The organism is Pseudomonas entomophila, from assembly GCF_013523125.1.
GTDB classification, from domain to species: domain Bacteria; phylum Pseudomonadota; class Gammaproteobacteria; order Pseudomonadales; family Pseudomonadaceae; genus Aquipseudomonas; species Aquipseudomonas entomophila_B.
Genome location: NZ_JAAMQJ010000038.1, coordinates 17,280 through 31,329 on the forward strand (window position 1 = coordinate 17,280; position 14,050 = coordinate 31,329).

Sequence of the window (14,050 nt, forward strand, 5' to 3'; positions counted from 1 at the left end):
ACAGGAAGGTAGGCGACGAGTTACAAGCTAGGAGCTACAAGCTACAAGCGGACGGTAGTGCGGTGTGTCAGGTATTGACAGGCTGTCCAGGCGGCGCTGACGCTCTCGCTTGCCGCTTGCCGCTTGCCGCTTGCCGCTTGCCGCTTGCCGCTTGCCGCTTGCCGCTTGCCGCTACTCCACCTCCACCTCCACCGCCGCCTGCGGCCTGCTGCTTTCCGTGCCCGACGCCCGCAACTGACGATACTGGTTGGGCGACAGCTGGGTGTGCTGGCGGAACAGGCGGGCGAAGAAGCTCGCATCGTCGTACCCCACCTCGTAGCTGATGGTCTTGATGCTCTTGCGTGTGCTCGACAGCAGCCCCTTGGCCGTCTCGATGCGCAGCCGCTGAAGGTAGTGCAGGGGCTTGTCGCCCGTCGCGCTCTGGAAGCGGCGCATGAAGTTGCGGATGCTCATGCCGTGGTTGCGGGCCACGTCCTCGAAGCGGAACTTGTCGGCGAAGTGCTCCTCCAGCCAATGCTGGATCTGCAGGATCAGCAGGTCCTGGTGCAGCTTCTGACCGCCGAAGCCGATACGCCCCGGGGTGTAGCTGCGCTGTACCTCGTAGAGAATGTCGCGGGCCACGGTCCGGGCCACGGCTGCCCCGCAGAAGCGCTCGATCAGGTAGATGTACAGGTCGCATGCCGAGGTGGTGCCGCCCGCGCAGTACAGGTTGTCGGCATCGGTCAGGTGCTTGTCGCGGTTGAGGTGCACCTTCGGGAAGCGCGCGGCGAAGCTGTCGAAGAAGCGCCAGTAGGTGGTGGCCTCCTTGTGGTCGAGCAGGCCGGCTTCGGCCAGCCAGAAGACCCCGCTGGACTCACCGCACAGTACCGCACCACGCGCATGCTGTTCGCGCAGCCAGGCAGGCACCTGGGGGTAGCGCACGGACAGCGTCTCGAAGTGTTCCGCAAAGGGCGGCAGCAGGATGAGGTCGGCGTCGCCCAGTCCGCCGTCCACCGGAATCTGCACGGCGCTGAAGCTGTCCACGGGGCGGCCGTCCGGGCTCACCAGGTGGATGTCGAACATCGGCTGTGGGCCGACGCCCATTTGCCGACCGAAGCGCAGGCAGGCGAGGTGAAAGAAGTCCTTGGCCTGCATGAGGGCCGAAGCGAAGGCCGTGTCGATGGCCAGAATGCTGACGCGCCGCAACGACGCCGAAGGTGGGTCGAACATCATGGTGATTATTCTTATAGAGACAAGAGGACTTTCGTTGGCTGGATCGTCTTACCTTTCGGCACCCCTGTCCAGTACCCCTGCCGGCGACAAGGTCATGTCTGCTAGCGGCGTCACGAAATGGGCAATTGCTCGATAAATCAGGTTGAAAAATCCGCTGCAATCTGGATAATCCTCACCCTCTCCGTGCGGTGGGAGTGATGCACCACCCACGAAAGAACCCTGCCGAATATTGGACGCGCTGACCCGAGCCCCCGATAGCGTCCCTATGCGGCTGCGCGCTTGCCTTGTCAAGCGAAGCACTATCCAGTAAGATCCGCCGTCTTATTTTCGCTGGGCGGCCCTTGAGGCTATAAAGAATGAAAACTTTTACTGCTAAACCAGAAACAGTAAAGCGCGACTGGTTCGTGGTCGACGCCGCTGGTCAGACCCTGGGTCGTCTGGCTACCGAAATCGCACTGCGCCTGCGCGGCAAGCACAAGGCAGAGTACACCCCTCACGTTGACACCGGCGACTACATCGTCGTCATCAACGCCGAGCAGGTACGTGTCACTGGTGCCAAGTCTTCGGACAAGATGTACTACTCCCACTCCGGTTTCCCGGGCGGCATCAAGGAAATCAGCTTCGAGAAGCTGATCGCCAAGGCCCCTGAGCGCGTGATCGAGACCGCGGTCAAAGGCATGCTGCCTAAGAACCCGCTGGGTCGCGACATGTACCGTAAGCTGAAGGTCTATGCGGGCGCTAACCACCCTCATACTGCTCAGCAGCCCCAAGAACTGAAGATTTAACGGAATAGTTCATTATGTCGGCGACTCAAAATTACGGCACTGGCCGTCGCAAGACCGCAACCGCTCGCGTTTTCCTGCGTCCGGGTACCGGTAACATCTCCATCAACAACCGTCCTCTGGACACCTTCTTCGGCCGCGAAACCGCTCGCATGGTTGTTCGCCAGCCGCTGGAGCTGACCGAGACCGTCGAGAAGTTCGACATCTACGTCACCGTCATCGGTGGTGGTGTCAGCGGTCAGGCCGGTGCAATCCGCCACGGTATCACCCGTGCGCTGATGGACTACGACGAATCCCTGCGTGGCGCTCTGCGTCGTGCTGGCTTCGTGACCCGCGACGCCCGTGAAGTCGAGCGTAAGAAAGTGGGCCTGCGTAAAGCACGTAAGCGTCCTCAGTACTCCAAGCGTTAATCGCGCTTCGGCAGTCCAAGAAACCCGACTCCAGTGGAGTCGGGTTTTTTGTTTCCGGCCTGCGCAAACGGCCGCGTCGTACCGTTCGCTGTGGCCATCGGCGCTATTTACCTTGTCTTCTCCGGCCTGGGTTCTTACCATTCGGCCAGTTTTTGTCTGCCGTCCCGTTCAGTGGCGAACGGCGATTCATGGCGGTGGAGGGGTGAGATGAGCAACGAGGGCGTCAATGCAGGCCGGCGCCGCTTCCTGGTGACGGCCACGTCCGTGGTCGGCACGGCGGGGGCGGTCGGTGCCGCGGTGCCTTTGGTGAAGGCCTGGTTCCCGAGCGCCAAGGCCAAGGCCGCCGGGGCGCCGGTCAGGATCAACGTCGCGAAGATCGAGCCGGGCCAGCAGATGGTGGTCGAGTGGCGCGGGCAGCCGGTGTTCGTCTTGCGCCGTGGCAAACCGATGCTGGCGGCCCTCGACACGCTCGTGCCCGAACTGGCCGACCCGCGCTCGCTCGCCTCGAGTCAGCCTGCCTACGTGGATGCCCGCACGCGTGCGATCCGGCCGGACATCTTCGTGGTCATCGGGTTGTGCACGCACCTGGGGTGTTCGCCGTCCTTCCGCCCTGAAGTGGCGCCCGACGACCTGGGGCCTGATTGGGTGGGCGGGTATTTCTGCCCGTGCCACGGGTCGCGCTACGACCTGGCCGGTCGTGTCTACAAGGCGCAACCGGCGCCACTCAATCTGCCTATACCACCCCATGCTTACGAATCCGAGAACGTGATCGTGGTCGGTGTCGATCAGGAGGGCGCATGATGAACAGGCTCGTACAGTGGATCGATGCACGCTTCCCGCTGACCCGCTTGTGGCGGGGACATCTGAGTCGTTACTACGTGCCCAAGAACCTCAACGTGTTCTACCTGTTCGGTTCGCTGGCGCTGGTGGTGCTGGTCAACCAGGTGGTCACCGGGCTCTGGCTGACGATGAGCTACACGCCGACCGCCGACGGCGCGTTCGCCTCGATCGAGTCGATCATGCGCGATGTGGAGTACGGCGCCTTGCTGCGCTACCTGCACTCGACGGGCGCCTCGGCGTTTTTCATCGTCATCTACCTGCACATGTTCCGCGGCCTGCTCTATGGCTCCTACCAGAAGCCCCGGGAGCTGGTGTGGGTATTCGGCATGCTGCTCTACCTGGTGCTGATGGCCGAGGCGTTCATGGGCTATCTGCTGCCCTGGGGGCAGATGTCCTACTGGGGCGCACAGGTGATCATCTCGCTGTTCGGCGCCATTCCAGTGATCGGCGAAGACCTGGCGCAATGGGTGCGGGGTGACTACCTGATTTCCGGCATCACGTTGAACCGTTTCTTCGCCTTGCACGTGATCGCGTTGCCCCTCGTTCTGCTCGGGCTGGTGGTGCTGCACATCATGGCGCTGCACGAGGTGGGCTCGAACAATCCGGACGGTATCGACATCAAGCAACACCTGGGGCCGAACGGCGTACCGCTCGATGGCGTGGCCTTTCACCCGTACTACACCGTCAAGGACCTGTTCGGCATCGGCGTCTTCCTGTTCGTCTTCTGTGCAGTGGTGTTCTTCTTTCCCGACATGAACGGGTACTTCCTGGAGCGCGCCAACTTCGAGCAGGCCAACACCCTGAAAACGCCCGAACACATCGCGCCGGTCTGGTACTTCACACCGTTCTACGCGATCCTGCGCGCGGTGCCGGACAAGCTGTTCGGCGTCCTGGCGATGGCGGGCGCGATCGCCTTGCTGTTCACGCTGCCGTGGCTCGACCGCAGCCCGGTGCGTTCGATGCGCTACAAGGGGTGGGTCAGTCGCGCGTTCCTGGCGCTGTTCTGCATGGCCTTCGTGACCTTGGGCGTATTGGGCCTGCAGGCGCCGACCCTGTGGGGAACCTGGCTGGCACGGGTCTGCGCCGTGGCCTACTTCGGCTACTTCCTGTTGATGCCGTTCTACACCCGTCGCGAACGTACCTGGCCCGTGCCGGCGCGAGTGACGCGCCGATGAAGGGCCTGCTGCTGGCATTGCTGCTGGTGTTCGGGCCGACCGGTGTCTGGGCGGCGACCATCGTGCTGGACGAGGCGCGCATCGACCTGAGCGACAAGGCCGCGCTGCAGGACGGCGCGCGGACGTTCGTCAATCACTGCATGGGCTGCCACGGCATGCAGTTCCAGCGCTACGAGCAGGTGGCCGACGACCTGGGCATTCCTCACGCCCTGATGCAGGAGAACCTGGTGTTCACCGGCGCCAAGCTCGGCGACCACATGATCAGCAGCCTGCGTCCCGAGGACGGCAAGGCCTGGTTCGGTGCGCCACCGCCGGACCTGACCCTGATCGCGCGCGTACGTGGCGACGATTGGCTCTACACCTTCCTGCGCAGCTTCTACGAGGATCCCTCGCGCCCCTTGGGGTCGAACAATCGTGTGGTGCCAGGTGTGGGCATGCCCAACGTATTGGCGGGGCTGCAGGGGCGACAAGTGCCGGGTTGCGCACCAAGCGAACCCTTGGCATCGTCCGGCAAGGCCTGCGACCAGCTGACCCTGGTGCCGAATTCGGGTACCCTGACGCCCCGTCAATTCGACGAGAAAATCAGGAACCTGGTGGGGTTCATGGCCTATTCGGCCGATCCCGCCCGGCTCGAGCACCGACGTCTCGGCGTCTATGTGCTGTTGTACCTCGCGGTGTTCATGGCGCTGGCCTACCTGCTCAAGCGAGAATACTGGAAGGACGTGCCCTGAGTGCGTCGATTCCCTGCACCGTAGACGCGCCTTCGAGCGCTTTCGTGCCGACACGAAAGTCCCTCGGGCGCGTTTGTCTTTGTCATCACATCCCTTTGTTTGCGAGGAGGAGCGCCATGGGTGCGCCCAACGGGTTGGCCTGTTATTCCGACCCCGCTGACCACTATTCCCACCGCGTGCGCCTGGTGCTCGCGGAAAAGGCCGTCACCGTCGAGATCGTGGAGGTCGAGGCGGGCCGTCTGCCGGTGCGCCTGATCGAGATCAACCCGTACGGCAGCGTGCCGATGCTGGTCGACCGTGACCTGGCGCTCTATGAATCCGGCGTGCTGATGGAGTACCTCGAGGAGCGGTATCCTCATCCCTTGCTGCTACCGGTCTATCCCCTGGCGCGCGGCAACACGCGGCTGCTGATGCACCGAGTGCAGCGCGACTGGTGCGCACAGGCCGACATCGTCCTCGACGAGCGCCTGCCCGACACCCGGCGCGCCCTGGCCCGCAAGACCCTTCGTGACAGTCTGATCGGCGTGGCGCCGGTGTTCGCCGAGTTCACCTGTTTCATGAGCGAGGAGCAAAGTCTGGCCGACTGCTGTCTACTGCCGATACTGTGGCGTCTGCCACTGATGAACATCGAATTGCCGCGGCAGGCCAAGCCGCTGGCCGATTACATGGAGCGACAGTTCGCTCGCGAGCCTTTCCAGGCGAGCCTGTCCGCTGCCGAACGCGCAATGCGCAATGCTTAAGGAGCCGTTGATGAACTCCAGTCGCCCCTACCTGGTGCGCTCGCTCTACGAGTGGATCGTCGACAACGATTGCACACCCCACATGCTGGTCAACGCCGACTACCCGGCCGTCCAGGTTCCTCCAGGTTTCGCCAGTGACGGCCAGATCGTCCTGAACATCTCGCCCAGTGCCGTGCGCAACCTGCACATGGACAACGAGGCCGTGAGCTTCGAGGGGCGTTTCAGTGGCGTCGCGCACACGCTGTACGTGCCGGTGGCCGCCATTCTGGGTATCTATGCCCGTGAGAATGGCCAGGGCATGGTCTTCGAGCTGGAGCCGGCGTTGATGGAAGACGATGAGGCCGAGGCAGGCTTCGACGAGCTGCCTGACGACGACTCGCCGGACGATGGTGGCCAGCCACCTCGCCCCAGCGGGCCGCCGAGCCTGAAGGTGGTCAAGTAGGCATGAAAAAGGCGACCCTCCAGGGGTCGCCTTTTTTCGACGCGGCGTGACGGATCAGCGCTTCATGTGCGCCGGCAGGTGCGGCTGGATCGCTGTCAGCACCGCCTTGAAGCACTTGACGTTGCCGGCGACGATATGACCCTTGTCGAGGAAGTCGTGACCGCCGTTGAAGTCGCTGACCAGGCCACCCGCTTCCTGGATCAGCAGCACGCCTGCGGCCATGTCCCACTCCGACAGGCCCGACTCCCAGAACGCATCGAAACGACCGGCCGCAACGTAGGCCAGGTCCAGGCTCGCGGCGCCTGCGCGGCGGATGCCAGCCGTCTGGCCGGTGAGGGCGCGGAACATGCCCAGGTAGTTGTCCAGGTCGCCGAGCTGGTCGTCACGGAAGGGGAAGCCGGTGCCGAGCACGGCGCCTTCGAGGCTGCTGCGCGAGCTGACGCGCAGACGGCGACCATTGAGCTGGGCACCACGGCCACGGCTGGCGGTGAATTCTTCCTGGCGAACCGGGTCGACGATCACGGCGTGCTCGAGGCGGCCGCGGTACTTGCAGGCGATGCTGACGGCGAAGTGCGGGATACCACGCAGGAAGTTGGTCGTGCCGTCCAGTGGGTCGATGATCCACAGGTAGTCCTTGCCTTCCTCGCCGGTGCCGGCATGCAGGCCTGTCTCCTCGCCCTGGATGGAGTGGTTCGGATACGCTTTGCGCAGGCTGTTGACGATGCTCTGCTCGGCGGCGCGATCGACTTCCGAGACGTAGTCCTTGGCGTTCTTCTCGTCGACCTTGATGGTATCCAGGCGTTCGATGGAGCGGAAGATCAGTTCACTGGCGCTGCGAGCGGCGCGCAGCGCGATATTCAGCATAGGCTGCATGGGTGGGTCACCTGGAGTGTTAAAGAAAGCCGCACATTCTAGCAGAAAAGTTCGCGCGCTGAAGCGTGACGTTCGCTTTCGTGGCGCTGGCGAGGTGCCTTCTGTAAGATTCCGCCTCCGCCCACTGCCTCCGCGAGCGCATTACCGTGCTGCAAAACATTCGTGTCGTCCTGGTCAATACCAGCCATCCCGGCAACATCGGCGGCGCTGCGCGTGCCATGAAGAACATGGGCCTGTCGCGCCTGGTGCTGGTACAGCCACAGCAATTTCCCTCGCCCGACGCCTCGGCCCGGGCGTCGGGTGCCGATGACGTGCTGACCGATGCGGTCGTGGTCGACAGCCTCGAACAGGCGCTGGTCGGCACGCGTCTGGTGCTGGGGACCAGTGCGCGCGACAGGCGCCTGCCCTGGCCATTGATCGATCCGCGCGAGTGCGGGCGCAAGGTGGTCGAGCATGCCGCCCTCGATGAAGAGATCGCCCTGGTGTTCGGGCGCGAGCATGCCGGGTTGACCAACGAGGAACTGCAGCGCTGTCATTTCCACGTGCACATCCCATCCAACCCCGACTTCAGCTCGCTGAACCTGGCAGCGTCGGTGCAGGTGCTGGCCTACGAGGTGCGCACCGCGTGGCTGGCCAGTGGCGGGCAGGGCGCTTCGTCGGCCAAGCCTGCAGCCGCGCCATCGGAACTGGCGACCATGGACGAAATGGAGCTGTTCTACCAGCACCTCGAGCAGGCGCTGGTGGACATCGGCTTTCTCGACCCGCAGAAGCCTCGCCAATTGATGCCGCGCCTGCGGCGTCTGTACGGGCGCAGTGCGGTCGAGCGGACCGAAGTGAGTATCCTGCGCGGCATCCTCACCGAGACCCAGAAAGTGGCCCGGGGCGAGCCCCATAAACAGAAGGACCGATAGATGTTCGAGCGTCTGCGTGAAGATATCCAGAGCGTGTTCCACCGCGACCCGGCGGCGCGCAATGCCTTCGAGGTGATGACCTGCTACCCCGGCATGCATGCCATCTGGCTGCATCGGCTGGGGCATGCCCTGTGGGTCCGGGACTTCAAGTGGCTGGCGCGACTGGTCTCCAATTTCGGCCGCTGGCTGACGGGGATCGAGATTCACCCAGGGGCCAAGGTCGGGCGGCGCTTCTTCATCGACCACGGCATGGGCATCGTCATCGGCGAGACGGCCGAAATCGGCGACGACGTGACGCTCTACCAGGGCGTGACCCTCGGTGGCACCAGCTGGAACAAGGGCAAGCGTCACCCCACCCTGGAAGATGGCGTGGTGGTCGGTGCCGGTGCCAAGGTGCTCGGCCCGTTCACCGTCGGCGCAGGCGCCAAGATCGGCTCCAACGCCGTGGTCACCAAGGAAGTGCCTGCTGGGGCTACGGCCGTCGGTATCCCGGGGCGCATCATCGTCAAGGCCGAGGATGACGAGGTGGAGGCCAAGCGCAAGGCCATGGCGGCGAAGATCGGGTTCGATGCCTATGGCGTGAGCGGCGACATGCCCGACCCGGTGGCGCGGGCCATCGGCCTTCTGCTCGATCACCTGCAGGCGGTCGACGGCCGCCTGGAGGAAGTCTGCGGCGAACTGAGCAAGCTCGACAGCAGCTATCGGGCCAAGGACCTGCCGGTCCTGCGTGAAGAGGACTTCGCCGAGGTCAAGCCGGACGTGCAGGGCGACACACCGCCGCATTGACGGCGGGCAGGGGCGAGGCGTGTGCTCACGCCGCGTACCTGCTATGATGCGGGCCGTCTTTCGGGGTTAATTCCGACTAAAGCAGTAGGTTTTATAGTTGACTTGAATGCTCGGGAATTGCATAATCCCGTCCACTATCCTGTAACTCCCGTGGTGCCCGATAGCCATGCGATTGACTACCAAAGGCCGATACGCGGTGACTGCCATGCTCGATCTGGCATTGCATGCCACGCATGGACCGGTCTCGTTGGCCGACATCTCCGAGCGCCAGGGCATTTCCCTTTCCTACCTGGAACAGCTGTTCGCCAAGTTGCGTCGCAACAGCCTGGTTTCCAGCGTACGAGGCCCAGGCGGCGGCTACCAGCTGTCCCGAGGCATGGACACCATCCAGGTCTCGCAAGTCATCGACGCGGTCAACGAGTCGGTCGACGCTACCCGTTGCCAGGGGCTGGGCGATTGCCATGGTGGCGACACGTGCCTGACGCACCACCTGTGGTGTGACCTCAGCGAGCAGATCCACACGTTCCTCAGTGGCATCAGCCTGGCCGACCTGGTCATCCGCCGAGAAGTCCAGGAAGTTGCCCACCGCCAGGACCTGCGCCGTGTCGCGGGCCGTTCTGCCCACCTGGACAAGATTGAGACGTCCGCCGTCGAATGACCGTTTCGACGAGCGGCGCGACCGCCTGATAGGAGATACGAAATGAAGTTGCCGATCTACCTCGATTACTCCGCGACCACGCCCGTCGACCCCCGCGTCGCCCAGAAAATGGTCGAATGCCTGACGCTCGACGGAAACTTCGGTAACCCGGCGTCGCGCTCGCACCTGTTCGGCTGGAAGGCCGAAGAAGCCGTCGAACACGCGCGCCGCCAGGTGGCCGAACTGATCAACGCCGACCCGCGCGAGATCGTCTGGACCAGTGGCGCCACCGAGTCGGATAACCTGGCCCTCAAGGGTGTGGCGCACTTCTACGCCACCAAGGGCAAGCACATCATCACCTCGAAGGTCGAGCACAAGGCGATCCTCGACACCGCTCGCCAGCTGGAGCGCGAAGGCTTCGAAGTCACCTACCTGGAGCCCGGCGAAGACGGCATCGTCACCCCGGCCATGGTCGAGGCGGCCCTGCGCGATGACACCATCCTGGTGTCGATCATGCACGTGAACAACGAAGTCGGCTCCATCACCGACATCGCCGCGATCGGCGAACTGACCCGCTCGCGTGGCGTGCTGTTCCATGTCGACGCCGCGCAATCGGCCGGCAAGGTCGAGATCGACCTGCAGAAGCTCAAGGTCGACCTGATGTCGTTCTCCGCGCACAAGGTCTATGGGCCCAAGGGCATCGGCGCGCTGTACGTCAGCCGCAAACCGCGCGTGCGCCTGGAAGCGGGCATCCACGGCGGCGGTCACGAGCGCGGCATGCGCTCGGGCACCTTGCCGACCCACCAGATCGTCGGCATGGGCGAAGCCTTCGCCATCGCCAAGCAGGAGATGGCTGCCGAAAACGTGCGCATCAAGGCCCTGAGCGACCGCTTCTTCAGCCAGGTCTCCGACCTCGAAGAGCTGTACATCAACGGCAGCAGCACCGCCCGCGTACCGCACAACCTGAACCTGAGCTTCAACTACGTCGAAGGCGAGTCGCTGCTGATGTCGCTCAAGGACATCGCCGTGTCGTCCGGTTCGGCCTGCACCTCCGCGTCGCTCGAGCCGTCCTACGTGCTGCGCGCCCTGGGCCGCAACGACGAGCTGGCGCACAGCTCCATCCGCTTCTCCTTCGGCCGCTTCACCACCGAAGAAGACGTCGACCACGCCGCGCGCAAAGTCTGCGAAGCGGTCAGCAAACTGCGTGAACTGTCGCCGCTGTGGGACATGTACAAGGACGGCGTCGACATCTCCAAGATCGAGTGGGCCGCCCACTAAGCAGCCGCCAAGCAGTCGCCGGCAAGAGCGGCTCCCAGATGAGGAAGGAATTGCACCATGGCATATAGCGAAAAGGTCATCGACCACTACGAAAACCCGCGCAACGTCGGCAAGATGAATGCCGAGGACCCGGACGTCGGCACCGGCATGGTCGGCGCCCCGGCCTGCGGCGACGTGATGCGCCTGCAGATCAAGGTCAACGAGCAGGGCGTCATCGAAGACGCCAAGTTCAAGACCTACGGCTGCGGTTCGGCCATCGCCTCCAGCTCGCTGGCCACCGAGTGGATGAAGGGCAAGACCCTCGACGAAGCCGAGACCATCAAGAACACCCAGCTGGCCGAAGAACTGGCCCTGCCGCCGGTGAAGATCCACTGCTCGGTGCTCGCCGAGGACGCCATCAAGGCGGCCGTACGCGACTACAAGCAGAAGAAAGGTTTGCTCTAACGCGCTCGTCGCAAGGTAAGGAGTCTCGATGGCTATCAGCATGACAGAAGCCGCCGCCAACCATGTGCGGCGTTCCCTCCAGGGTCGCGGCAAGGGCGAAGGCATTCGTCTGGGCGTGCGCACCACCGGCTGCTCGGGCCTGGCCTACGTGCTGGAGTTCGTCGACGAACTGGCCGATGAAGACCAGGTCTTCGAGAACCACGGCGTGAAGGTCATCATCGACCCCAAGAGCCTGGTCTACCTCGACGGCACCGAACTGGACTTCGTCAAGGAAGGGTTGAACGAAGGCTTCAGGTTCAACAACCCCAACGTGCGCGGTGAGTGTGGCTGCGGCGAAAGCTTCAACGTCTGAGGCTGCCGTGGGTACTCCTTGCCATTTCGCCCTGTTCGACCTCCAGCCGGCATTCCGCCTGGACCTCGATGCGCTGGCCGTTCGCTACCGTGAACTGGCCCGCGAGGTCCACCCGGATCGCTTCGCCGACGCGTCCGAACGTGAACAGCGCCTCGCGCTCGAGCGCTCCGCCGCGCTCAACGAAGCCTACCAGACCCTGCGCAGCGCCCCGCGGCGCGCCCGCTACCTGCTGGCCCTCGGCGGGCAGGAAGTGCCTCAGGAAGTGACGGTCCACGACCCGGACTTCCTGATGCAGCAGATGCAGTGGCGCGAAGAGCTCGAAGAGCTGCACGACGAGGCCGATCTCGACGGCGTCGCGGTCTTCAAGCGCCGCGTCAAGGCTGCGCAGGGCTCGCTCGACGAAGCCTTCGCCGCCTGCTGGGACGATGCCGCGCAGCGTGAACAGGCTGAACGCCTGATGCGCCGCATGCAGTTCCTCGACAAGCTCGCCCAAGAAGTGCGCCAACTCGAAGAGCGCCTCGACGATTAACCCGGTGTCGACCGTGACGACGCCTAAGGTATTCAGATAAGCATGGCCCTACTGCAGATCGCCGAACCCGGTCAGACCCCCCAGCCGCACCAGCGGCGCCTGGCGGTGGGTATCGACCTGGGCACCACCAATTCCTTGGTCGCCGCCGTGCGCAGCGGCCGCAGCGAGCCGCTGCCCGATGCCGACGGCCAGGTCATCCTGCCTTCGGCCGTGCGCTATTCGGCCGAAGGGACCCAGGTCGGCCAGGGTGCTCGCGCCGCCGCCTCCCTCGACCCGCTCAACACGATCCTGTCGGTCAAGCGCCTGATGGGGCGTGGCCGCGCCGACGTGCGGCAGCTGGGTGAGCAATTGCCCTACCGCTTCGTCGACGGCGAGTCGCACATGCCGTTCATCGACACCGTGCAGGGCCCGAAAAGCCCGGTCGAGGTGTCGGCCGACATCCTCAAGTCGCTGCGTCAGCGTGCCGAGGAGACCCTGGGCGGCGAACTGGTGGGCGCGGTCATCACCGTGCCGGCCTACTTCGACGACGCCCAGCGCCAGGCCACCAAGGACGCCGCGCGTCTGGCCGGCCTCGAGGTGCTGCGACTGCTCAACGAACCGACGGCCGCTGCCGTGGCCTATGGCCTGGACCAGAATGCCGAGGGCGTGGTCGCCATCTACGACCTGGGCGGTGGGACCTTCGACATCTCGATCCTGCGCCTGACCGCCGGGGTCTTCGAGGTGCTGGCGACCGGCGGCGACACCGCGCTGGGCGGCGACGACTTCGACCATGCCATCGCCACCTGGATCATCGACCAGGCCGGGCTGGACAGCGACCTCGATCCGTCGACCCAGCGCCAACTGATGCAGACGGCCTGTGCCGCCAAGGAAGCTCTGACCGACGCCGCGTCGGTCGAGGTGCGCCATGGTGCCTGGCGCGCTCAGCTGACCCGGAGCGCGTTCGACGCGATGATCGAGCCGCTGATCGCCCGCAGCCTCAAGGCCTGCCGCCGCGCCGTGCGCGACAGCGGCGTGGAGCTGGAGGAGGTCGCCGAGGTGGTGATGGTCGGTGGTTCGACCCGCGTGCCTCGGGTGCGCGAGGCGGTCGGCGCCCTGTTCGGACGTACGCCGCTCACCTCCATCGACCCCGACCAGGTCGTGGCCGTCGGTGCCGCTGTCCAGGCCGACACGCTGGCGGGCAACCGTCGCGAAGGCGGTGACCTGCTGCTGCTCGACGTGATCCCGCTGTCACTCGGTCTGGAGACCATGGGCGGCCTGATGGAGAAGATCATCCCGCGCAACACCACGATTCCAGTGGCGCGCGCGCAGGAGTTCACCACCTACAAGGATGGCCAGTCGGCCATGATGATCCACGTGCTGCAGGGCGAACGCGAGCTGGTCAGCGACTGCCGCTCCCTGGCGCGCTTCGAGCTGCGCGGCATCCCAGCGATGGTGGCGGGCGCGGCGAAGATCCGCGTGACCTTCCAGGTCGATGCCGACGGCCTGCTCGGCGTCGCGGCGCGTGAGGTCGGTTCCGGCGTGGAGGCCAGCATCCAGGTCAAGCCGTCCTATGGCCTGACCGACGGCGAAATCGCCCGCATGCTCAAGGACTCCTTCGAACATGCCGGCAGCGACAAGCAGGCGCGTCAGTTGCGTGAGCACCAGGTCGATGCCGAGCGCCTGCTCGAAGCGGTCGAAGGTGCCCTGCAGGCCGATGGCGAGCGTCTGCTCGATGAAGAAGAGCGTCTGGCGATCCAGATGCAGATGCAGGACCTACGTGATTTGCTGACCGGCACCGATGGCCCCGCCATCGAGCAACAGACCAAGCGTCTGTCGCAGGTGACCGACGCGTTTGCCGCCCGTCGCCTGGATTCGACGGTCAAAGCCGCATTGGCCGGGCGCAACCTGAACGAGATCGAGGAGTAACCG

17 protein-coding genes are annotated in these 14,050 nt (G+C 64.5%); 15 read left to right on the forward strand and 2 right to left on the reverse strand.

Annotated elements, in window-relative coordinates; translation table 11 throughout:
* Positions 1 to 171 precede the first annotated feature (171 nt).
* Positions 172 to 1,209, reverse strand: coding sequence for a GlxA family transcriptional regulator (locus G7007_RS17510; protein WP_181103715.1), 1,038 nt, complete (start codon positions 1,207 to 1,209; stop codon positions 172 to 174).
* A gap of 359 nt (positions 1,210 to 1,568) precedes the next feature.
* Between G7007_RS17510 and rplM the strand changes: the two genes are divergently transcribed.
* The 7 genes from rplM to G7007_RS17545 all read left to right on the forward strand — a co-directional run bounded on the left by rplM (position 1,569) and on the right by G7007_RS17545 (position 6,332).
* A complete protein-coding gene (rplM, locus tag G7007_RS17515) occupies positions 1,569 to 1,997 on the forward strand; it encodes a 50S ribosomal protein L13 (protein WP_060394910.1) in 429 nt (142 codons plus the stop codon).
* 14 nt (positions 1,998 to 2,011) lie between these two features.
* Positions 2,012 to 2,404, forward strand: coding sequence for a 30S ribosomal protein S9 (gene rpsI, locus G7007_RS17520; protein WP_181103679.1), 393 nt, complete (start codon positions 2,012 to 2,014; stop codon positions 2,402 to 2,404).
* Positions 2,405 to 2,611: 207 nt separating this feature from the next.
* Positions 2,612 to 3,205: a ubiquinol-cytochrome c reductase iron-sulfur subunit gene (petA, locus tag G7007_RS17525; RefSeq protein WP_181103681.1), complete on the forward strand. Its 594-nt coding sequence runs from the start codon at positions 2,612 to 2,614 to the stop codon at positions 3,203 to 3,205.
* A complete protein-coding gene (locus tag G7007_RS17530) occupies positions 3,205 to 4,419 on the forward strand; it encodes a cytochrome b (RefSeq protein ID WP_181103683.1) in 1,215 nt (404 codons plus the stop codon). Before petA ends, G7007_RS17530 begins: the two co-directional genes overlap by 1 nt.
* On the forward strand, positions 4,416 to 5,150 hold the full coding sequence (locus tag G7007_RS17535) for a cytochrome c1 (RefSeq protein ID WP_181103685.1): 735 nt from the start codon (positions 4,416 to 4,418) through the stop codon (positions 5,148 to 5,150). Before G7007_RS17530 ends, G7007_RS17535 begins: the two co-directional genes overlap by 4 nt.
* Before the next feature lie 116 nt (positions 5,151 to 5,266).
* Complete coding sequence (locus tag G7007_RS17540) at positions 5,267 to 5,890, forward strand: glutathione S-transferase N-terminal domain-containing protein (protein ID WP_181103687.1); 624 nt, start codon at positions 5,267 to 5,269, stop codon at positions 5,888 to 5,890.
* A gap of 10 nt (positions 5,891 to 5,900) precedes the next feature.
* Positions 5,901 to 6,332 carry a ClpXP protease specificity-enhancing factor gene (locus tag G7007_RS17545; protein WP_181103689.1) on the forward strand — a complete coding sequence of 144 codons (432 nt, stop codon included), beginning with the start codon at positions 5,901 to 5,903 and terminating at the stop codon, positions 6,330 to 6,332.
* Positions 6,333 to 6,386: 54 nt separating this feature from the next.
* Here the strand turns inward: G7007_RS17545 and suhB are convergent, their stop codons facing one another.
* Entirely contained in the window at positions 6,387 to 7,205 is an 819-nt protein-coding gene (gene suhB, locus G7007_RS17550; protein WP_181103690.1) for a type III secretion system regulator SuhB, read from the reverse strand.
* A 146-nt stretch (positions 7,206 to 7,351) separates the two neighbouring features.
* Between suhB and trmJ the strand changes: the two genes are divergently transcribed.
* From trmJ to hscA, 8 genes are all read left to right on the forward strand, one after another.
* Positions 7,352 to 8,116, forward strand: coding sequence for a tRNA (cytosine(32)/uridine(32)-2'-O)-methyltransferase TrmJ (trmJ, locus tag G7007_RS17555; protein ID WP_181103691.1), 765 nt, complete (start codon positions 7,352 to 7,354; stop codon positions 8,114 to 8,116).
* On the forward strand, positions 8,117 to 8,902 hold the full coding sequence (cysE, locus tag G7007_RS17560; protein ID WP_181103692.1) for a serine O-acetyltransferase: 786 nt from the start codon (positions 8,117 to 8,119) through the stop codon (positions 8,900 to 8,902).
* Positions 8,903 to 9,068: 166 nt separating this feature from the next.
* A complete protein-coding gene (gene iscR, locus G7007_RS17565) occupies positions 9,069 to 9,560 on the forward strand; it encodes a Fe-S cluster assembly transcriptional regulator IscR (RefSeq protein WP_060394900.1) in 492 nt (163 codons plus the stop codon).
* 42 nt (positions 9,561 to 9,602) lie between these two features.
* Complete coding sequence (locus tag G7007_RS17570) at positions 9,603 to 10,817, forward strand: IscS subfamily cysteine desulfurase (RefSeq protein WP_060394899.1); 1,215 nt, start codon at positions 9,603 to 9,605, stop codon at positions 10,815 to 10,817.
* Positions 10,818 to 10,874: 57 nt separating this feature from the next.
* Positions 10,875 to 11,261: a Fe-S cluster assembly scaffold IscU gene (gene iscU, locus G7007_RS17575; RefSeq protein ID WP_002552476.1), complete on the forward strand. Its 387-nt coding sequence runs from the start codon at positions 10,875 to 10,877 to the stop codon at positions 11,259 to 11,261.
* Positions 11,262 to 11,289: 28 nt separating this feature from the next.
* Positions 11,290 to 11,613 carry an iron-sulfur cluster assembly protein IscA gene (iscA, locus tag G7007_RS17580; protein WP_060394898.1) on the forward strand — a complete coding sequence of 108 codons (324 nt, stop codon included), beginning with the start codon at positions 11,290 to 11,292 and terminating at the stop codon, positions 11,611 to 11,613.
* 7 nt (positions 11,614 to 11,620) lie between these two features.
* Positions 11,621 to 12,142 (forward strand): co-chaperone HscB, encoded by a 522-nt coding sequence (hscB, locus tag G7007_RS17585; protein ID WP_181103693.1) that lies wholly within the window; start codon positions 11,621 to 11,623, stop codon positions 12,140 to 12,142.
* A gap of 42 nt (positions 12,143 to 12,184) precedes the next feature.
* On the forward strand, positions 12,185 to 14,047 hold the full coding sequence (gene hscA / locus G7007_RS17590) for a Fe-S protein assembly chaperone HscA (RefSeq protein WP_181103694.1): 1,863 nt from the start codon (positions 12,185 to 12,187) through the stop codon (positions 14,045 to 14,047).
* The last annotated feature ends 3 nt before the right edge of the window (positions 14,048 to 14,050 follow it).